The following is a 20,390-nucleotide window of genomic DNA, read 5'->3' on the forward strand; positions in this document are numbered from 1 at the left end:
CGGGCGCCCCTTAGCGGACCCGACGGTCGCCGAGAAGAAGGAGAAGCCGCGCAGCGCGCTTCGAAGATGAGACCGAAATCGCATTCATTCGCGGACACTAACCCTAGATGTTCGCGCGAACAAGCCCAGTTCACATGACTGATCGGCCGACATGCAGCAACGGATACGAGGAATTCTGCAATGTCTTCGGACAACAACGCCAAACGAGGCACCAGAACGCTGACCAGTCCCTTGGTTCTCGAAACCATTGGCTGGATTGTCCTGGTCTGCTGTCTTCTGGTGGTTTGCACCGATCTGATTCTCGGCTTTTTTCTCCAGCCGAACTATTCGCCGATTTCCGATACAATCAGTGATCTGGCGGCGGGTGGGCGTTATGCGAAGTGGCAGGATCTCGCCATGGAAGCCTTCGCCATTTCCATCGTACTGACGGGTATCGGACTGCTAATGGCGCGCCGTACAGGCGGTCGGTGGATCGCCGGGGCGGCCGCGATGGTCGTGACCGGTATTCTCGTCTTCTTCATCGCCAAGCGCGACGAATATGGCGACCTCGACAAGGGCGGGCTGGTTCTGCACTACTGGATGGTCTACGCCATGGCGGCGCTCGTTCCAGCCAGCCTTTTATTGTTGCGAAAGGACATCGCCCACCGATCCGACCGAACAAGGGCGATCCTCATCCTTTTCGCGGCTCTGACGATTCTCTGGATCGTCGGTTCGCCGATCTTCTACTTCATGGATACGGCCTATGACGGGCTGATCGAGCGCGCATTGGCTGCCGTGATGATTGTCTGGATCGCCGTTTGCGCCCGTTCACTAACCAAAGAGCGACGGTTGGACGAGGATGGTGGCGACGATTAGGGATGAGAACAATCAGGCGAGCGGCAGCCCGTGCGGCTCGCTCTTCTGGTCCGGCTCGACGTGGATGGTTACGCGGGCACCCTCCACCGTTCGGCGAATGCCGGTCTCGATGCGGTCGCAGATTTCATGCGCCGCCGCGACGCTCATATTGCGGTCGACCACCAGGTGGAACTCGATGAAACGTACGGGGCCGGCAATGCGCGTCCGGATGTCGTGCACCTCGATCGCGCCCTCTGCCTGTTCGCGGATCGATTGCTCAATCATGGCTTGCTCATCGGCATCGACGGCGCGATCCATCAATCGGTCGAGCGACGACATCACCACCTTGGCGCCGTGATAAAGAATATTGGCGGCGACGATCATGGCCAAGACGGGGTCGAGCCAAAGCCAGCCGGTCAATGTCGAAAGAATGAGCGCGACGACAACCCCGACCGATGTCCAGACATCGGTGAGTATGTGCCGGCCGTCTGCTTCCAGGGCCGGAGAACGATAGCGTTTGCCCTCTCGCAAAAGCGTGACGGCCAAGGCGGTGTTGATCGCCGTAGCTACAAGGTTGATGGCGATACCGGTCGCGGAATTGTCGAGCGGTCGTGGGTCGAAGAAAGCGGGAACGGCTTCCACGACGATCAGAATGGCAGCCAGCGTAATCAATACGCCTTCAAGCACGGCCGAGAAATACTCCGCCTTGTGATGCCCGAAGGGATGATCGTCATCGGCAGGTTTATGGGCGATGGAGATTGCCATCAGGGCCACACAGGCGGCCACGACATTGACGATGGATTCCAGCGCATCCGACAGAAGCGCGACCGAGCCGGTGAGCCACCAGGCCAGAAATTTCAGGCCCATGACCAAAAATGCCGTTACCAGCGAAATCAGGGCAAGACGGCGCACCCGGATACGACTGTCGCTCAGAGAGCCGTCCGCTGAACCACCTGATGAACCGCCGCCGCCGATTGCCATGAGCGCTCCCTATCACGGTGCGTTGGCAGCGTCATGAGCCTATTGGCAAAGACGGTAGCCGCTGCGGCGCGCGATGACATCGAAATGCAGATGGTCGTTATGGTACTCGTCCGAGCCCGGTCCGAGCACGGTCGTGAAGTGAAGACAGCCGCCAGCCTGCACAGTGCGCTGAAAGGCCTCTTCTATCGTCCCCTTGCCGGCGCGCGGCCTGATCGGCAGAGGCTTGTGACCCTCGAAAGCAAAGCGGACGATATCGATGGCCTGCCCCTTGGCATGCTCGCTCAGCTTGCCGGTCGGCAGGTTGTTTCGCCGGCGGCAGACATAGGTCGAGGCATGGGTAATTTCGGTGAGGCGAACATCCGGGCCGAACGATGCCGCGCTGGGCTGCACCACGCCGCGCAGCCAGCGCGTCAAAGCCAGTGCAGCGTCGCAAGTCATCTGCGTTTTCGGCTGAATCTTGACACCATCGATCTCGGTGACGTTGTAGGGCCGCGCGACACCGCAACCGTTTTCCCCGGCTATCGGATCAAGCACCTCAAATGTCACGTCGAGCGCCTTCAAATCCTTTTCGCAACGCGTAATCTCCGCCGCCGACATACCCTCTGGCACAGTCTTTGTCGGTGGAGCCAGCGCTGCGGGACTTTTTTCGGCATCATCGTCCGCAGTCCCGTCCTCATCATTCGAGGCTTTGTCAGCCTCGGCGCCTTGCGCACTACTTTCTGGAGCATCATCCGGCCGCGACTGCGGAAGAGGCGGCTCGGCATCCTCTCCATCGACCTCATTCTCTGTCGGGACATCTTGCGATGCCTCGGCGGAGGCGGCGTCCGGCTTTTCAGCCTTCGCCGGCTCTTCTGTCGGACGTGGTTCCGGCAGCGGCGGATTTATATCGCCTGGCTCAGAGCTTTGTTGCGCAAACAACATTGGCGGATACGCAAGCGTTCCAACGGCGATAAAACAAATACCGATAGCCAGCGCGCGCAACATAATCATCGTAAGCTTCAATCCTTGAATTCGACAGTTGCGCCCTGCTCGACGGCCTCGGCCAGTTCCATGGCATCCCAATTGGTCAAACGGACGCAGCCATGGCTAGCGGTCTTGCCGATCTCCGCTGGGTAAGGCGTACCATGCAGCCCGTAGGTGGGCTTCGATAGATCGATCCAGACAAGACCGACCGGCCCGTTCGGCCCTGCCGGAATGGCGAGCGTTTCCTCAATATCGGACTCAGGAATGTTCTTCGGATCGAAAGTGTAAGTCGGCTCTACAGCGACCGCGTTTACCTCGACCGTGCCGGACGGGCTCGGCGTGTCATCCGAACCGATGGTCGTCGGATAGGATAGAACCAGTTTGTCCTGACCGTCATAGGCAAGAATGCGCGAGCGGCCCTTGTCCGCGACAATGCGCGCAACGTCAGCCGCCTTGTACTGCCCTGGATCCGCCACCACGATGGTCTCGCCTTCCTTAAACTGACTGTCCGGGTTAAGGGTCTTCAGAAAGTCCTCATCCATGTGGAATTTTTCGGCCAGCGCCTCGCTACCCGACGTGAATCCAAGCCAGTCTTCCTTTGCCATCTCTTCATAATCGTCGGGATTGCTCTCTTTAAGGCGATCCACATCGGCAGCCTGAATAGTGTATTCCATCATCGCCGGCTGATCCTTGCCGGCAAGAGCATTCCAAATCTCGTCGTCCATTTTGCCATCGACGGCAAAGCCGTTCATTTCTTCAAATCCGGTCAGGGCATCTTGGACGTTGCCGCCCGAATACCCATCGATCACGCCAGGCGACGAGCCATTGCGGTCGAGCAAAATCTGAATCCGCGTTGTGACCGGACTTTGTCCTTCTGGCAGAGCACCCCCTTCATAAGATGCCTCGTTGATGGATTGCATGCTCAGATCGGCCGAGATCGCCGTTCCGGTGAGAGAGAAGAGAGCAACACCGGCCGCGACGGAACCGAAAATCTGACGCATCATTATGAAGAACCTCTGAGTGGAGTAGCTGTCCCGACCAACGCCAAACGGTCCTTTTCGTTGCCTCGCCAAAGCCGCTGAACGTGGGCGGCAACCATCTACATCTTATACGGGCATATTTGTTTTATTAAATCCTAAGCGTGCATATCTTATGGAAAACGGGCTCTGGCCGGCGGATTAATCTGGCGCCGCTTCGAGAGCCGGTTTCGCGGGACTGCCCTTAACCTCCGCGTCGACCGATCCGGTTGCACACCGGGCAAACTGTGCAGAAAGGGCCTGTCCGTCATTCCAGCCGGACAGGCCCTTTTTTCGCCTATCGCCATTCGCGCTCCAAACCCGATGGACAAGCGGGTAGCAACAGCCTAAGAGCAGGTTATGAAAACAAACCGCATCGAGAACCGGAACTGGTGGCGCCTCTGAGAGGCGAGCCGATCCACATGCATTCTTGATGCAAGAAATTTGGAAGAGGTCGCCATGGAGATATCCGGGCGGCCTTTTTGCTATGAGCCCGGTACCTTTTGGCCAGATCAGGCAGAACGATTATGACGAGTAAACCGAAATCAGCACCGATCCGCTTCGAAACCAAGGGAGGCGTGATTATCGAGCGGGGTCGCACGCCGGTCGAGTATGAAGGCGCCATCGAACGCTGGATCGATGCTCTGGACAGCCACAGAGGTGCGGTCTTCTCATCCAATTACGAATATCCCGGTCGCTATACGCGCTGGGACACCGCTATTGTCGACCCGCCAATCGCCATTGCCGGACGCAACCGCAAGGTGACAATCCAGGCGCTGAACGAGCGCGGTAAAGCCATGCTTTCCCTTCTGACGAAGCTGGCTTGCAGCCCGGATTCTGCCACTCTCACCAATGAAGGCGACGATCAGGTCACGATAGAAATAGCGCCGCCCGAAGGCCATTTCACGGAAGAAGACCGGTCGCGCATGCCGAGCGTCTTTACCGTGCTGCGCGCGATCACCGATCATTTTCATACCGGTGAAGACGACAATCTCGGCCTCTACGGCGCGTTTGGATACGATCTGGCGTTCCAGTTCGATCCGGTGAAGCAACGGCTCGACCGCCCTGAGGATCAGCGCGACCTTTTGCTTTACCTGCCCGACGAGATACTGGTGGTGGACCACTACACGGCCTCGGCCTGGACCGAGGACTATGTTTTCTCCGGGAACGGATGGACGACGGAAGGCTCTAGGCGTGACAACGGTCAGGAGCCATTCCGCTTCTCGGAGATCGATCCGCCGCGCAGCGATCACAAGCCGGGCGAATATGCACGCCTTGTCGGCGAGGCAAAGGAACATTTCCGGCGCGGCGATCTGTTCGAGGTTGTTCCGGGCCAGACTTTTTACGAAAAATGCGAAACACCGCCCTCTGCCATCTGTCGGCGGCTGAAGGAAACGAACCCCTCCCCCTATTCCTTCTTTATCAATCTCGGCGAGCAGGAATATCTGATCGGCGCGTCGCCGGAAATGTTCGTTCGCGTCAATGGACGGCGGATCGAAACCTGCCCGATCTCTGGCACGATCAAGCGCGGCGCAGACGCCATCGAAGATGCCGAGCAGATATTGAAATTGCTCAACTCCAAGAAGGACGAGAGCGAGTTGACGATGTGCTCCGACGTCGACCGGAACGATAAGAGCCGGGTGTGCGAACCGGGATCGGTGCGTGTTGTCGGCCGCCGCCAGATCGAAATGTATTCGCGGCTGATTCACACTGTGGATCATATCGAGGGGCGGCTTCGGCCGGATATGGACGCCTATGACGGCTTCCTCTCCCACGCCTGGGCTGTAACCGTGACCGGCGCGCCGAAACTATGGGCCATGCGCTTTCTGGAAGAGCATGAGAAAAGCCCGCGCGTCTGGTACGGCGGGGCCGTTGGCATGGTGCACTTCAACGGCGACATGAACACCGGCCTCACCCTGCGAACCATCCGCATAAAGGACGGGATAGCCGAAGTTCGCGCCGGCGCGACCCTGCTTTTCGATTCCGTACCGGAAGACGAAGAGGCCGAGACGGAATTGAAGGCTTCCGCGCTTCGGGCAGCCGTGCGTGAAGCCGGGGCCTCCAACACCAACGCGTCCGCCCGTGCGGCATCTGCCGTTGGCGAAGGCATCCGCATTCTGCTCGTCGATCACGAGGATAGCTTCGTCCACACCCTGGCAAATTATTTCCGTCAGACGGGCGCCGAAGTCACGACTGTCAGAACCCCGGTGCCGGAGGATCTGTTCGAAAAGGTCGATCCGGATCTGGTTGTGCTGTCGCCTGGCCCCGGCATGCCGAAGGACTTCGATACCAAGCGGACGATCAAAATGGCGCGCGACGCCGACCGACCGGTGTTCGGCGTCTGCCTGGGACTTCAGGCACTGGCGGAATCCTATGGCGGCTCCCTTCGTACGCTACATGTGCCCATGCATGGCAAACCCTCGCGTATCCGCGTCGATGCGCATCGGACAATCTTTTCCGGGCTGCCGGAAGAGGTGACTGTCGGCCGCTATCACTCCATCTTTGCCGATCTCGCTCGCCTGCCGAAAGATTTCGAGGTGACGGCGCAGACAGATGACGGGGTGATCATGGCGATTGAGCACAAGAAGGAGCCGGTTGCCGCCGTGCAGTTCCATCCGGAATCGATCATGAGCCTTGGCGGCGAAGCCGGGATGCGAATGATCGAAAATGTGGTGGCGCATCTGCCGCGGAGACGCGGCAACACAGCCTGAGAAACTTATCCGGATTTGGCGAAAATGTGTCAGCGCAATGGCAGGATTGCGTCAACCCTAAAAAAGTTATACACACCTCACCTAAGAGGACCGGTCGGGGATAGGGGGTTCACCCATACCGTGTCTCCGACCGCAAAGTTCTGCGGAACTTCTAGGCGAGGCCGTTTATATGACTTTGGCGACTGACCAATTTCGGGACATGCCCGACGAACAGATTTTGACGTTTTGTGATCTTAACGAAAATATCGACCAAAGCGCGAATTTCCTGGCCGCCCTGTCCAACGCCAAACGTCTCGAAATTCTTTGCATTCTCCATTCCGGCGAGATGAACGTCGGACGCCTTGCCGAACGCGTGCAACTGTCCCAGTCGGCTTTATCGCAGCATCTTTCGAAACTGCGCGCCCGCAACATCGTCAGTACCCGCCGCGACGGACAGACGATTTATTATAGCCTGGACTCCAACCTCGCTCGCGAGCTTCTGGAACTGCTGGACCAGCGTTGCACCGCGCTGTAGCGTTTCCCTTCCACGCCCGACACATTTGATTTTATGGCCGAGCTTATCCGCATCACCGATTGCGGCGATCCTGCCATCGCGTCTTATCGCAATATTCGCGAGCGCGATCTTGCCGGCCGCCACAATCTATTCGTCGCAGAGGGCACCGTCGTCCTCGACGTTCTGCTGACGAGCGGGCGACACGCCGTTCACTCCCTCTTCCTGCTGGAAAACAGGCTTGCCGGCCTTTCGCAACTTTTGGAGAAAGTCCCGGAAGACGTGCCGATCTACGTCGCAACTCGTGAAGTGATGGACGCTGTGGCCGGGTTTCCGATCCACCGCGGCGTCCTCGCGCTAGGTTATCGACAACCGACTTCCGACGACTTGCAATTACCGCCTGGTCCGTCGCTTGTCATGGGACTGGTGGGGATTGCCAATCACGACAATATGGGCGGGCTTTTCCGAAATGCTGCCGCCTTTGGCGTCGATGCCGTTTTGCTGGACGAGACATGCTGCGATCCGCTCTACCGCAAGGCGATCAGGGTGTCTGTCGGCGCAACAGTCAAACTGCCATCCATCGATATGGGTTCCACCTCGGCAATGGTTTCGCGATTGAAGTCTGATGGATACGCGATTTACGCCATGACACCGAAGGCTAGGCTAATTCTTGAGGAAGCGACGCGTCCGGAACGCATCGCTCTTCTCTTCGGCGCAGAGGGCGATGGGCTGCCCGACGATATTTTGGCGCAAACCGAAGGGCTCCGCATCGGAATGTCGGACGACTTCGACAGTTTGAACGTCGCGGCTGCTTCGGCCATCGCGCTCCATCACTTCCGAAAAACGCCGGACTGAAGATCACTCGGTCAGTATCAGCGCTCTCCGGAGAGCCGTGCCGCGAAGCGGCCGGACAAGCCGGCGCTGTCCTGTTCATCCGCTAGCAATTGGTGAATTGCGCCGCCCTCACCCTCTTTCGCAGCAGCGGCAGCCACCGTCTCTTCGGCAAAGCGATCGAGCGCCTCGCGAAGAGCGTCCATCTGTTCCGTTCCGCCCGATCCATTCATCGAACGAAGCTGATCGAGCTGGCTGCGCAGCAATTCGTTTTCTGCCCGCAAGGCGCTGGCATAGGCCGTGGCATCGCTTTCTTCAGGCTCCACAGATTTCTCTGCTTCCAACGGCAATGGTTTGGGATCAGTAGCAGGAACGGCAGCGTCGGACTCTGCAACCGGCTCATAGCGATCGACAGTCTCGCCGAGCGCTTCGAGCCGCTCTTCCAGTGCGGAGCGACGCTCTCGTTCACGGTTCAATTCGCGTGTGCCGGTGGACAACCGGTCCAGAAGGCTCTGCAATTCTCCGTCCTGTAACGCCAGACGTTCTGCAAGCCGTTCTCGTTCACGCCGCCCGGCCTCCACACGAACGCGGTCGACATCGAGGTCGGAACGCAGATCGTCCCGCTCAGCTTCCAGCTTCTCCAGCGACTGCTGCGACTTCTTGAGGCTGGACTCGCTTTTGGCGAGACGCTTTTCTAGAACGGCGATCTTACCTTTCATTTCCTCGATGCTCTGGTCACGAACCGCGACCGCCTGATTGCGCTCGCAAATTTCGCTTTCCAGCGTTTCGATGGTTTCAGTATGCTGGCCGTTGTCGCGAACGATCTGGCGGTTCTCTTCGCGGATGCGTCCGATCGAGGCTTCCGTAAGCGCGACCTTATCGCGCGCCCGCGCCATGCCAATCTCCAGCTTGCGCATGCGCATGGCGTAATCGGCACGAATCTGATCTTTTTCCGCACGCGCCTCTGCCACGGTCGTCGGCACTGAAGCGGCGATCCGCTTGCCAGTCAACGTAACGGCGCGATTCCAGAAAAACGGCGCCAGCAAAAGCGCCAGAAGAAGGGCCGACAGAAAGCCCGCCGCAAAAATCAGACCAAATTCGATCACAGCCTACTCACTCTCTTTTCCGCCATCTGAAAGACGGAACGGCCCTCAAGCGTCGGTTTAACGCAAGAGAGCCGTTCTGTGCAGCCCGAAAAAGGGAAAGAGAGTTTGCCGCTCGCTCAGAACGGGTTCCAGGTCGGCGCCGGCGTCAGCTTCAGATAGCCGACATTCACGCCAAGACGCGCGCCGATGCCGGTGCGCACTGGAACAAGCAGGACATTGTTGCGCTCCAGAACGTTGATGCCGACGCCAGCCAGCACGTAAGCCGCCCCTGCCACGCCGCCATAGCGTGTATAGAGCGAATTCACGCTGTCCAGATTATAGACCAGCATCATGAGCCTCGATCCCTGACCGCCAAAGTCGAAACCGAGGGACGGTCCCTGCCAGAAGACCGGGTGATCGCCAGCATTCTTGGTATAGAGCACACCCTCGCCATAGGTCAGCCCGCCAATGAAGGCTCCCGATCCCTCCTCGCCCAAGACATAACCATTGGGTTGGCCGTATTTGGAGAAGATCGTCTCAATGGCCTGCGCCAGGCCGCCCGATGTGGAACCGAAGAAACGATGGCCGTTATCGACAATTTCCTGCGCGCTGTAGTCATTGCCCGCCGCCTGCACAGGGCCAGCCACGGCAATGGCAAACGACAATACAACGATAAAAGGCGCGAGAATTCGGGTTAGAACGGTAAGGGCGAGCCGGTTCAACATAGCCGCAAACTCCTGACATCTTGTCGGCAGATCTCCCTTCCCGCCGGGATTGGGAGCGATTTGCCATGATGATCGCCGATAATCCTTTTCTTAAGTTTAATAGACGATGAAAGGCTTGCGGCGGCTTTGTGACAAATGAACAGCACGACTCTGATCGAAGTGCTGTCGCTTGCCCCGGTCGCCTCCGACGCGGTAACCGTTCTCCACGCAAGAGCACGCGATTCGTTAAAGGTGCAGCGCGTGTCAGGCTTCAGGACGGGGATTTTAAACCATGGCAAATGTTCTCACCCTATCGGCGAGCGATCTGGCTGCGCTTTTGTGTTCAAAGGTCTGCCACGACATCATCTCCCCTGTCGGAGCCATCAATAACGGCCTGGAATTGCTCGATGAAGGCGGCGCGGACGAGGACGCGATGATGCTGATCCGTGCGTCGGCCACCAATGCGTCGGCGCGGCTGCAATTCGCGCGCATCGCATTCGGCGCCGCCGGCTCCGCGGGCTCGCAGATCGATACCGGCGATGCACAAGCCGTGGCAGAAAGCTTCATCGCCAACGAAAAGCCGGAATTGATCTGGGAAGGCCAGCGGGCTCTTCTGCCCAAGCAGAAGGTCAAGCTGCTGCTCAATCTGATACTGATCGCCAATGCCGCTATTCCGCGCGGCGGTGAAATCAAAGTCTCACTCGACTCGCTGGAAACCGCACCCGTTTTCACCATCAAGGCCACCGGGCGGATGATCCGTGTCCCCCCGCATTTTCTGGAATTGCACGGCGGTTCGGTCGGTGACGAACCGATCAATGCCCACTCGATCCAAGCTTACTACACCATCCTTATGGCTGCGGAAGCGAAGATGGAGATAGGCATTTCCACGACGGGCGATTCGGTCACGCTGACGGCGCGATAGACTACTCATTTCAATCTGGATCAAATGAAAGACAGACCATTTCAGGTTCTTTAACCCGCGGACGATAGTCTTCCTGTGCGGCGCATGTTGGAGCGTTGCATTTGGGGAAGAAGTAAGGGTCCCAACAGGTGATGAACCGATGTCTTGTCATCGACGATGCTCCGGTCGTCCGGAAAGTCGCCTCGCGCATTCTGTCCTCTGAGGGCATGGAAGTGGAGGTAGCCGACAGCGCGAGCGCTGCGCTGAGCATTTTCAACGACATGCGCCCCGATATCATCCTCTTGGATGACTGGCTGCCCGATATGCGCAGCGTCGATTTTCTGCAAAGTCTTCAAAGCATGACCGGCGGTCAGATGCCGATGGTCTTTCTGATGGTGGTGGAGGTCGATCCCGTGCCGATCATGCGCGCCAAGCGCGCCGGCGCCGAAGGCTGGATACTGAAACCCTTCGATCGCCCGCTGCTGATGTCAGCCATCGAAAAGAACGTCGAGAAGGCTATGCGTCGACGCGAAGAGAACGCGGCGAAGGTCCAGGCAGCCTAAACCCAGGTTAGCCAACGACGGCATCCACAATCCTTATCCAGGCAATCGAGTTGGCGAGATCGTCGAGCCAATACGGTCCGACGTTTGCCTGCTGCGTTTCGCGATAAGGCAAACAAGCTTCTGTCTGATCTTCTAATCCGACAAGACTTGGCGCAATTTCCCGCCGACAAGGCAACAAAAAAGCCCGGCGCATTCGCGACCGGGCTTTTCTGCAAAATTTTCGATTGTGGCGAATGACGCCCTATCAGGCGCTGGCGCGAACCTCTTCCGGCTCGCGCAGCACATAGCCGCGACCCCAGACGGTTTCGATGTAAGACTGTCCACCCGACGCCATATCGAGCTTCTTGCGCAGCTTGCAGATGAAGACGTCAATGATCTTCAGCTCTGGCTCGTCCATGCCGCCATAGAGATGGTTGAGGAACATTTCCTTGGTGAGCGTGGTGCCTTTGCGCAGGCTCAGCAGCTCAAGCATCTGGTATTCCTTGGCGGTCAGATGCACACGCTGGCCGCCGACCTCAACCGTCTTGGTATCGAGGTTCACCACCAGATCGCCGGTCGTGATAATCGACTGGGCGTGGCCCTTGGAACGGCGGACGATGGCGTGGATACGGGCGACCAATTCATCCTTGTGGAAGGGCTTGGTCATATAATCGTCTGCGCCGAAACCGAGGCCTCGAACCTTGTCCTCGATACCGGCCATGCCAGAGAGAATAAGGATTGGCGTTTTGACCTTGGAGAGGCGAAGGGTGCGCAGCACCTCGTAACCGCTCATGTCCGGCAGGTTCAAGTCCAGCAGGATGATGTCGTAATCGTAAAGCTTGCCTAGATCGACACCCTCTTCACCAAGATCGGTCGTATCGACATAAAAGCTTTCGGACTTGAGCATCAATTCAATGCTCTGTGCCACCGCACTATCGTCTTCAATGAGCAGAACGCGCATTCAGTCTTCCCCTCTTTCGCCGCCGAGGTCCTGAGCCTGCCCATCGGGCGACAGCTGATTTGCCTTGGCGTAGAGCCTGCCACGAAGATGGTTAACAAAGTCCGAATTGGGATGGCAAGCCTGCCCTGAACCTCTGAAAACCTTATCGTAACGCAATGATCCTACAACAGAAATTGAGGTTAAAGGCCACATGGCCCCACACGAAGAAACGCCTTCAAGTGATTCTTCGGACTCGCCTTCCGGGTCATTTCGTCGCTGTTCGATTTTTTTTACCGCGCCTTAATGACCAGCCACTATGATTAACGACGCCCGTAAACGAAGTCTTACCAAAGCCTGCCAATCGCAACCTTTTTTTAAGGTCGGTTCGAAGGGACGGAAAGACGGAAAAAACGGGTCCCCGGAGCTAGTTTCGCCGGGTGCATCGCGTTTGAGTGTCAGGAGTACACCGATGAAATCGAGGGATAACCTTGTCCGTCTGAACCAGTTTCACGTCAACGAAAAGCGGCGCCAGCTGGACCAGCTTGAGACCATGATGGCGGAGTTTACCCGCAAAGCCGCCGAGCTGGAGCTTCAGATCGAGTCCGAAGAGAAGAAGGCGAATATCACCGATGTCGATCATTTCGCCTATCCAACCTTCGCCAAAGCAGCGCGCGTCCGCCGCGAAAACCTGCTGACATCGCAGGCCGAGCTGAAAATTCAGCGGGATGCCGCCGAAGCCGCACTAGCCGAAGCAGAAGCAGAGCTTTCCCGCGCCGAGATGCTGGATGCCCGTGAAGCGCGCGTCCGTCCCGTAGAAGCGGTCGATCGGCGCCATATGATCGGCTGACGCCAGTCTCCAGACACAGCGAAATTGCTGCCGGCGCTTCGTCCTGACCGAAGCCCGGCAGCGCTTGCCTTATCCGGCGAATGATTTAGGCGCGTTGCGACGGGGCAGGAACAAACACAAGAGACCGTGCCCGCGATCAACTCATCCACTGCCCGCCGTCGACATTATAGCACTGCGATACGATGTAATCTGCTTCGGCTGACGCCAGAAAGACGGCCATCCCGGTCAGATCGTCAGGCGTCGCGAAACGGCCCGCCGGCACACCGGCCTCGACTTCGGCCTTCTTCTGCCCAATTGGCTTGCCCTCGAGCTTGGCGAACATCGAATCCACATGCTTCCAGTGCTCGCCGTCCACAACGCCGGGCGCGATGGCATTCACATTGATGCCGTGCCGGATGAGATTGAGCCCAGCCGATTGGGTCAGCGAAATCACAGCCGCCTTGGTCGAACAATAGACGGCAACAAGACTTTCACCTCTCCGGCCCGCTTGGCTCGCCATATTGATAATCTTGCCGCCATTGCCCTGCGCAATCATCTGCCTGGCGGCAGCCTGCATTGTGAATAGCGTGCCGGCGACATTCACCGCATAGAGCTTTTCGTAACTTTCGCGGCTGATGTCGACGATGGGAGCCGCATCGAAAAGCGCGGCATTGTTAACGAGAATATCGAGTGTGCCGGTTCTTTCGACGACTGTCGCGATAGCCGCATCGATGCTGTCCTGACGGGTGACATCGAGTTCGACCGCGTAGGCCCCCTCACCGATTGCTGCCGCTGCCGCTTCTGCGGCATCCAGATTGATATCGCCGATGGCGACGGTCGCACCCTCTCGGACGTAGGCTTCCGCAAAACCCTTGCCGATACCGCGTGCCGCCCCGGTGATGAGGGCCGATTTGCCCTCCAGGCGTTTCATGCGATCCGAAGACCTTTATCGTTGAACCGATGAAGCTTGTCGGCCTGCGGGGTGAGATACACTCTGTCCCCGTGATGCAGCCCGATTTCGCCATCGGCACGAATGGTGATGGTCTCGGCAAGGCCGGTCTCGTGCACGTGGAAGAACGTATCGGAACCGAGATGTTCGGCCACGCCAATCACGCCGTTCCAGAGGCCCGCTTCGGTCGAAACGTCGATATGTTCGGGCCGGATGCCGATGGTATGGGCATCGTGTTCGGCGGCCTCCGCACCGTCGATCAGATTCATTCTGGGCGATCCGATGAATCCGGCGACAAAGACGTTGCGCGGTGTCCGGTAGAGCTCCAGCGGGCTGCCGACCTGCTCGATATTTCCCGCTCTCAGCACGACGATTTTGTCGGCCATCGTCATTGCTTCCACCTGATCGTGCGTCACGTAGATCATGGTGGTTTCGAGCCGTGAATGCAGTTCGGAAATTTCAAGGCGCATACCGACGCGCAAGGCCGCATCGAGATTTGATAGCGGCTCATCGAAAAGGAAGGCTGCCGGTTCCCGAACGATCGCCCGGCCAATCGCCACACGCTGGCGCTGACCGCCCGAAAGCTGTCCCGGACGCCGGTCCAGATAATCGGTCAGGTTCAGCGCACGGGCGGCGTTCTCGATGCGCCTGTTCTGTTCGTCCTCCGGCACCTTCGCCATCTTCATGGGAAAGGCGATGTTCTTGCGCACCGACATATGCGGATAAAGAGCGTAACTCTGGAAGACCATCGCCAGACCGCGCTTGGCCGGCGGCAGATCGGTGGCGGGCTGACCGTCGATGCGGATTTCGCCGCCGGAGACGTCCTCCAGCCCCGCGATCAAACGCAAAAGGGTGGATTTGCCGCAGCCGGATGGCCCGACGAAGACAACGAACTCGCCGTCTTCGATAGTCAGGTCGAGCGGCGGGATGACCTCCACATCGCCGAACTTCTTCTGAACGTTCTCAAGGGTAATGCGTCCCATGGGAGGTCTCCTTATTTCACCGCGCCGAAGGTCAGGCCGCGGACCAACTGTTTCTGGCTGAACCAGCCCATGATGAGGATCGGGGCGATGGCCATGGTCGAAGCTGCCGACAGCTTGGCGTAAAACAGGCCTTCCGGCGATGAGTAACTGGCGATGAACGCCGTTAGCGGAGCGGCGTTCGATGCTGTCAGATTGAGCGTCCAGAAAGCCTCATTCCAAGCCAGAATGATGTTGAGCAGCAAGGTCGATGCGATACCAGGAACGGCCATCGGCAAAAGCACATAGGTAACTTCGGAGCGAAGAGTCGCCCCGTCCATGCGCGCCGCCTCCAGAATTTCGCCGGGGATCTCCTTGAAATAGGTGTACAGCATCCACACGATGATCGGCAGGTTGATGAGCATCAGCACCGCAACCAGCCCGGTGCGGGTATCCAGCAGGCCCATATCCCGAAACAGCAGGTAGATCGGAACCAGAACGCCGACAGCCGGCAGCATCTTGGTCGACAGCATCCACATAAGAATGTTGCGGGTCTGCTTGCCGGGCACAAAAGCCATGGCCCATGCTGCTGGGACCGCGATAATCAGACCGAGCACAGTCGATCCGACGGAAATGACGACCGAATTCCAGAAGTGCCGGAAATAGTTCGACCGTTCCTGAACCGCCTCGTAATTTTCGAATGTCCAGTCGAAGAAGAACATGGAGGGCGGCGAAGCGATCGCCTCCGCCTCGGTCTTGAAGCTCGTCAGGAACGTCCAGAGGATCGGGAAGAAGATGACCAGGCCGATCGCCCATGCGATCGCTGTGTTCCAGACCTTGCGTGAGTTGGTAACGGAGCGTGCCATCGTGTCCTCCTCAAGCGTCGAGGTTCTTGCCGATCATCCGCATCAGGAAGATCGCGACAATATTGGCTAGGATAATGGCGACCACACCGCCGGCCGAGCCAAGCCCGACATCGAATTGCAGAAGCGACTGGATATAGACAAGATAGGTCAGGTTTGTTGACGCGACGCCCGGTCCGCCAGCCGTCGTCACAAGAATTTCCGCAAAGATCGACAGAAGGAAGATCGTCTGGATCAGAATGACGACCGTCGCCGCTCGGGAAAGATGCGGGACCACGATATAGAAAAAGCGAGAGAAGGCGCTCGCGCCATCCATTTCCGCCGCCTCGATCTGCTCGCTATCGAGCGACTGCATGGCGGTGAGCAGGATCAGCGTGGCGAAAGGCAGCCATTGCCAGGCGACGATCAAAATGATCGAGGCCAGCGGCGCCACGGCCAGGAAGTCGAAAGGCTGCATCCCAAGAAACCGGGCGATGTAGGCGAAAAGCCCGTTTACCGGGTTCATGAACATGTTCTTCCACACCAGTGCCGACACGGTGGGCATCACAAAGAACGGAGCAATCACAAGCAGGCGGACGATCCCCTGTCCGAACATCGGCTGGTCGAGCAGCAGCGCCAGCAGCGTCCCGCCGACAACGGTAATCAGCAGCACCCCCCCGACCAGAAGCAGCGTATTGAGAAGCGCAGTGGTGAATGCCGGATCGGTGAAGAAATATTCGTAATTCTCAAGCCCGACAAACGGCGTGCCGCCCGGCATGAGCAGATTGTAGCGTAGTGTCGAGAAATAGAGTGTCAGCGCCAGCGGGACGATCATCCATAGCAGAAGGACGATGACGGCAGGCGAAATCATCAGCCGCGCGGCGGCCTTGGAATGCTGGGTCGCCATGGCGGCTCCTCCCTCCCCCGGCTGGCAAATAACAGCCCGGAGCCGGCCGTAGCCGGCTCCGGATTTTTATCCCATCGCTCTTATAGAGTCAGTATCCGGCGCGATCAATTTCACGCTGGGTGACCTGCTGGGCATTTGTCAGAGCCTGATCGGCCGAGGACTGCCCGGCGAGCGCCGCCGAAAACTGCTGACCGACCGCCGTGCCGATACCCTGGAATTCGGGGATCGCAACGAACTGGGCGCCCGTGTAGGGAATGTCCTGAACCGATGGCTTCTGCGTATTGACCGCATTCATCGAGTTCAGCGTCATTTCCGCAAATGGCGCTTCGGATGTGTACTGCTCGTTTTCATAAAGCGAGGTACGGGTGCCGGGCGGAACCGACCGCCAGCCGGATTCACCGGCGACAATCTCGGTGTAACCCTTGCTCGTGGCCCAGGAGATGAAGTCCTTGGCGGCGTCCTGCGATTCCGAAGAAGAAGGAATGGCCAGACTCCATGCCCACAGCCAGTTGCCGTGATTGTCCACGCCTTCCTTGTTAGGGAACTGCGCGAAGCCGACATTATCCGCCACCTGACTGTCGTCCGGATTGGTCACGAAGCCCGCTGCAACGGTCGCATCGATCCACATGCCGCACTTGCCCTGCTGGAAGAGCGACAGATTTTCGTTGAAGCCGTTGGAGGACGCGCCGGGAGGACCATATTCGTTCATCATGGTCAGGTAGTCGTTCAGCGTCGCCTTCCATTCCGGACTATCGAACTGAGCCTTCCACTCCGGGTCGAACCAGCGCGCGCCGTAAGAGTTCGCCATAGCGCTGATGAACGCCATGTTTTCACCCCAGCCGGGCTTGCCGCGCAGGCAGATGCCGTAAACCTCGTTGTCCTTGTCGGTCATGGCCTTTGCGGCAGCCATGATATCGGTCCAGGTCGGCTGCGAGGGAATGTCGACACCGGCTTTTTCGGCCAGATCGGTGCGGTACATCACCATCGCCGATTCACCGTAGAACGGTGCGGCGTAGAGCTTGCCGTCCACAGAAAGAGCTTCACGCACTGCGGGAAGCAGATCGTCGACATCGTAATCGTCGCCGAGATCGTCCAACGCGACCAGCCAATCCTGCTTCGCCCAGATCGGAACCTCATAGGTGCCGATGGTCAGAATATCGAACTGGCCGCCGCCGGTCGCGATATCCTGCGTCACGCGCTGACGAAGTACGTTCTCTTCAAGAACGACCCAGTTGATCGAGTTGCCGGTTTCTTCTTCCCACTTGGGAGAGAGACCCTGCATTTTGATCATGTCGCCATTGTTCACTGTCGCGATTGTGATGGTCTCGGCCATCGCCGTTGTCGCGAAGCCTGCGATAAGGCCGAAACCCACGGCAGAACCGAGTAGGGTGTGCTTCGAAATCATAGTATCCTCCCAGAAACTTTACACGGGACAAATATAAGGAGGAAAATTGTGGCGCGTCAACCGTAAATCAGCGGCCGCGCCACTCCGCTGCGACGAGTCCTCTGCCCTAGGCCGACTCGCGCAACTTCAGAGCGCCGTTGAAAAGCTGGATTTCAGGCTGGTCAGGCTCGACATTGCCACTCATTTTTTTGACCAGGCGCGACACGGCTGCCTCGCCAATTTCGTCGACATTCTGGGCAACCGTTGTCAGCGATGGCGCGGTGAAGGGGCACAGCGGATAATCGTCATGACCCGCGATGCGTAAGCCGCCTTTCGCCCCCCGACCGGGAACGAGTCCGTGACGAAACGCCGCCCGCAAAGCGCCGATAGCAACCCGATCGTTGACGCACAGAATGGAGCGTTCCGTCAGTTCTCCGCCGCCGAACGCTGCGTTCATAACCGCCTCGCCATGCTCCTCGAAATACCAGAAATCCTCGATCAGCTCGGTACCGATGATCTCCGGCTCATGGCCGAGTTTTCGCATGCAATCGATATAGGCATGCTCACGCTCCATCGCGTTGAAGTTCACGCGTGGCATGGCAAGAAACACCGGCGGCTCGCCGACACGGCAGAGATATTCCGTTATCAGGCTTGTGCTCTGAAGATGATCGCTGCCGACAAAATCGACGTCCGGCATCGTGGCAGGCCGCGAATCGACCAGAACGAAAGGAAGCCTCTCCTTCAGTCTCTCATAGGCCCTTAGGTCGCTCTGATTGCCCAGCGGCACGACCAATGCGCCGTCCACGCTCATCGACATAAAGGTTTCGGCGGCCCGCGCCTCGATGGCCGGATCGAAATGCGAACACTGCATGATGACGGTGAAGCCCGCATCCATGGCGGCGATTTCAATCGCCTGCAGCAGCTTGGTGAAGAAGAGGTCGTTCAGGTACGGAATGACAACGCCGATCAGACCGGTGGTTTTACGGTTCATCCGGGTGGCGAAGAAATTCGGCACATATTCGATTTTTTCCAGCTCGCGCTGAATTCTTGCCGCTGTTGAGCGGCGCACGCTCGACGGGTCCTGGAAATAGCGCGAAAGAGTGGGTCGGGAGACGCCAATCGCCACCGACAATTCCTTCATCGTATCGATTTTCTGCTTCTTCATGACACGTCCAGATTTCCGCGCTTTTTTGTGTACCTTTACATCGAAAGTGAGCCTGTCAAATCAGCGACAATATGCCGCCCAAATTTTACACGAGTCAAAGTTGTGTCGCTGCATCGGTGCTGTTAGCCATTTTGTGCTTAGGGAAAGCTTGTTATGCATAGGACAGATGTCCTTATTGTCATTGAAGAAATGAACCGGCGGCTACGTCAGTTTCGGGAGGAACGATGGCCTTATCGATAGTGGGAACGGATAAGGATGGCCGCCCCATTCAGGCCATCGACATTGCCAGTGCGGTTTTGAATGCCCGAATTTTGACCTTTGGCGCAGCCTTGCAGGATTTGCGCATGGCGGGCGTGGCGCATCCGCTCGTTCTCGGCTTGTCCGACCCCGGCGATTACCTCGCTAATCCCTCCTATCTCGGAGCGATAGTCGGGCGCGTTGCCAACCGCATCGCCATGGGCCGCGCCATCATCGGCGGCCATACATATGAGCTGGACAAGAACGAGGAAGGGCGAACGACGCTTCATGGTGGGAAAAACGGGACCAGCCATCGCAATTGGACTGTGGTCGAACACGACACTTCGTCAGTCGAGCTCCGCGACGTGCTGCCAGACGGGCATATGGGATTTCCCGGTCGGCTGACCGTGGATACCACCTATCGGATTGTGGATGACGCGATATCGGTCGCCATCATAGCCCAGTGCGATCGCGCGACCTTCTGCAGCTTTGCGCCGCATTTCTATTTCAATCTCGATGGACGTGCGGACATCGCAGATCATCGCCTGCAGATCGAGGCCGATCATTTCATTCCGGTCGATGACCGATTGTGGCCCATAAGCGGTCCTGAACCCGTCGATGGAACGCCTTTCGATTTCCGTATCGCGAAGCCGGTGCCACCCTCTATCGATCATCATCTGTGCCTGAGCCCGGAGGTCACAGAGCTGCGCCCCATCGCCATTCTGCAGGCCAGCAAGCTACGCCTCGACCTTCATTCGACTGAACCGGGGCTGCAAATCTACGGCGGCGCGGGCCTTGCCATAGAAGGGCTTGGCCTGAATGGGCGCGATTACGGCTCCAACTCTGGCATTGCGCTGGAGCCGCATCGTTGGATCGATGCGCCGAACTGGCCCTGGCGCCGTCAGGCCGAACTCAGACCTGGCGAGCGCTACGAAGCTCGCCACACGTTTCGGTTCGAGACGGCGTAAAGAGAATTTGTCTCGCCGCCTCGGCCTTTCAAAGGATGCTCTGTCCGGTTTTTTTCCAGTCAGCGGTGAAGGCGTCGAGGCCCTTGTCGGTCAGCGGATGCTTGACGAGGGTGTGGAGCGTGGAGGGCGGCACGGTCGCCACATCGGCGCCGATC

20 protein-coding genes and 1 pseudogene are annotated in these 20,390 nt (G+C 58.2%); 8 read left to right on the top strand and 13 right to left on the bottom strand.

Annotated elements, in window-relative coordinates:
• The first annotated feature begins 180 nt into the window (after positions 1-180).
• Entirely contained in the window at positions 181-855 is a 675-nt protein-coding gene (locus NIM86_RS10845; RefSeq protein ID WP_253381915.1) for a DUF998 domain-containing protein, read from the top strand.
• Positions 856-867: 12 nt separating this feature from the next.
• Here NIM86_RS10845 and NIM86_RS10850 read toward each other — a convergent pair whose 3' ends face one another.
• From NIM86_RS10850 to NIM86_RS10860, 3 genes are read right to left on the bottom strand one after another with little or no spacing between them, the layout of a single operon-like run.
• Complete coding sequence (locus tag NIM86_RS10850) at positions 868-1,815, bottom strand: cation diffusion facilitator family transporter (RefSeq protein WP_305884460.1); 948 nt, start codon at positions 1,813-1,815, stop codon at positions 868-870.
• 39 nt (positions 1,816-1,854) lie between these two features.
• Positions 1,855-2,805 (bottom strand): extensin family protein, encoded by a 951-nt coding sequence (locus NIM86_RS10855; RefSeq protein WP_253381917.1) that lies wholly within the window; start codon positions 2,803-2,805, stop codon positions 1,855-1,857.
• 8 nt (positions 2,806-2,813) lie between these two features.
• Positions 2,814-3,782 (bottom strand): L,D-transpeptidase, encoded by a 969-nt coding sequence (locus tag NIM86_RS10860; protein WP_253381919.1) that lies wholly within the window; start codon positions 3,780-3,782, stop codon positions 2,814-2,816.
• Between the two features lie 539 nt (positions 3,783-4,321).
• On the opposite strand from NIM86_RS10860, the gene NIM86_RS10865 reads away from it, so the two are divergent.
• The 3 genes from NIM86_RS10865 to NIM86_RS10875 all read left to right on the top strand — a co-directional run bounded on the left by NIM86_RS10865 (position 4,322) and on the right by NIM86_RS10875 (position 7,850).
• A complete protein-coding gene (locus NIM86_RS10865; RefSeq protein ID WP_253381921.1) occupies positions 4,322-6,505 on the top strand; it encodes an anthranilate synthase in 2,184 nt (727 codons plus the stop codon).
• A gap of 199 nt (positions 6,506-6,704) precedes the next feature.
• Complete coding sequence (locus tag NIM86_RS10870; RefSeq protein WP_253382045.1) at positions 6,705-7,019, top strand: helix-turn-helix transcriptional regulator; 315 nt, start codon at positions 6,705-6,707, stop codon at positions 7,017-7,019.
• A 33-nt stretch (positions 7,020-7,052) separates the two neighbouring features.
• On the top strand, positions 7,053-7,850 hold the full coding sequence (locus NIM86_RS10875; protein ID WP_253381923.1) for an RNA methyltransferase: 798 nt from the start codon (positions 7,053-7,055) through the stop codon (positions 7,848-7,850).
• 17 nt (positions 7,851-7,867) lie between these two features.
• On the opposite strand, the gene NIM86_RS10880 is transcribed toward NIM86_RS10875, so the two are convergent.
• Together NIM86_RS10880 and NIM86_RS10885 are read right to left on the bottom strand one after the other, a co-directional pair.
• Positions 7,868-8,932: a hypothetical protein gene (locus NIM86_RS10880; protein WP_253381925.1), complete on the bottom strand. Its 1,065-nt coding sequence runs from the start codon at positions 8,930-8,932 to the stop codon at positions 7,868-7,870.
• A 116-nt stretch (positions 8,933-9,048) separates the two neighbouring features.
• Positions 9,049-9,636 (bottom strand): DUF1134 domain-containing protein, encoded by a 588-nt coding sequence (locus NIM86_RS10885; protein ID WP_253381927.1) that lies wholly within the window; start codon positions 9,634-9,636, stop codon positions 9,049-9,051.
• 271 nt (positions 9,637-9,907) lie between these two features.
• On the opposite strand from NIM86_RS10885, the gene chpT reads away from it, so the two are divergent.
• Together chpT and NIM86_RS10895 are read left to right on the top strand one after the other, a co-directional pair.
• Entirely contained in the window at positions 9,908-10,537 is a 630-nt protein-coding gene (gene chpT, locus NIM86_RS10890) for a histidine phosphotransferase ChpT (RefSeq protein WP_253381929.1), read from the top strand.
• 131 nt (positions 10,538-10,668) lie between these two features.
• A complete protein-coding gene (locus NIM86_RS10895) occupies positions 10,669-11,079 on the top strand; it encodes a response regulator (RefSeq protein ID WP_253381931.1) in 411 nt (136 codons plus the stop codon).
• A 244-nt stretch (positions 11,080-11,323) separates the two neighbouring features.
• Here the strand turns inward: NIM86_RS10895 and ctrA are convergent, their stop codons facing one another.
• Positions 11,324-12,019 carry a response regulator transcription factor CtrA gene (ctrA, locus tag NIM86_RS10900; RefSeq protein ID WP_094077414.1) on the bottom strand — a complete coding sequence of 232 codons (696 nt, stop codon included), beginning with the start codon at positions 12,017-12,019 and terminating at the stop codon, positions 11,324-11,326.
• Between the two features lie 448 nt (positions 12,020-12,467).
• On the opposite strand from ctrA, the gene NIM86_RS10905 reads away from it, so the two are divergent.
• Positions 12,468-12,845 (top strand): flagellar export protein FliJ, encoded by a 378-nt coding sequence (locus NIM86_RS10905; RefSeq protein ID WP_253381933.1) that lies wholly within the window; start codon positions 12,468-12,470, stop codon positions 12,843-12,845.
• Positions 12,846-12,981: 136 nt separating this feature from the next.
• Here NIM86_RS10905 and NIM86_RS10910 read toward each other — a convergent pair whose 3' ends face one another.
• The 6 genes from NIM86_RS10910 to NIM86_RS10935 all read right to left on the bottom strand — a co-directional run bounded on the left by NIM86_RS10910 (position 12,982) and on the right by NIM86_RS10935 (position 19,030).
• Positions 12,982-13,755, bottom strand: a complete 774-nt coding sequence (locus NIM86_RS10910; protein WP_253381935.1) for an L-iditol 2-dehydrogenase — start codon at positions 13,753-13,755, stop codon at positions 12,982-12,984.
• Positions 13,752-14,756 (bottom strand): ABC transporter ATP-binding protein, encoded by a 1,005-nt coding sequence (locus NIM86_RS10915; protein ID WP_253381937.1) that lies wholly within the window; start codon positions 14,754-14,756, stop codon positions 13,752-13,754. Before NIM86_RS10915 ends, NIM86_RS10910 begins: the two co-directional genes overlap by 4 nt.
• Before the next feature lie 11 nt (positions 14,757-14,767).
• The gene (locus NIM86_RS10920) at positions 14,768-15,598 is read right to left on the bottom strand and encodes a carbohydrate ABC transporter permease (RefSeq protein ID WP_253381939.1); all 831 of its coding nucleotides are present in this window, start codon (positions 15,596-15,598) and stop codon (positions 14,768-14,770) included.
• A gap of 10 nt (positions 15,599-15,608) precedes the next feature.
• On the bottom strand, positions 15,609-16,481 hold the full coding sequence (locus tag NIM86_RS10925; protein WP_253381941.1) for a carbohydrate ABC transporter permease: 873 nt from the start codon (positions 16,479-16,481) through the stop codon (positions 15,609-15,611).
• A gap of 88 nt (positions 16,482-16,569) precedes the next feature.
• Entirely contained in the window at positions 16,570-17,886 is a 1,317-nt protein-coding gene (locus NIM86_RS10930; RefSeq protein WP_253381943.1) for a sugar ABC transporter substrate-binding protein, read from the bottom strand.
• Between the two features lie 106 nt (positions 17,887-17,992).
• Entirely contained in the window at positions 17,993-19,030 is a 1,038-nt protein-coding gene (locus NIM86_RS10935) for a LacI family DNA-binding transcriptional regulator (protein WP_253381945.1), read from the bottom strand.
• Between the two features lie 224 nt (positions 19,031-19,254).
• Between NIM86_RS10935 and NIM86_RS10940 the strand changes: the two genes are divergently transcribed.
• Positions 19,255-20,235 carry an aldose epimerase family protein gene (locus NIM86_RS10940; protein WP_253381947.1) on the top strand — a complete coding sequence of 327 codons (981 nt, stop codon included), beginning with the start codon at positions 19,255-19,257 and terminating at the stop codon, positions 20,233-20,235.
• A 28-nt stretch (positions 20,236-20,263) separates the two neighbouring features.
• Here NIM86_RS10940 and NIM86_RS10945 read toward each other — a convergent pair.
• A pseudogene (locus NIM86_RS10945) lies at positions 20,264-20,390 on the bottom strand (fructose-6-phosphate aldolase); the annotation flags it as partial.

This window comes from Notoacmeibacter sp. MSK16QG-6 (assembly GCF_024158145.1).
Classification (GTDB): Bacteria; Pseudomonadota; Alphaproteobacteria; order Rhizobiales; family Rhizobiaceae; genus Notoacmeibacter.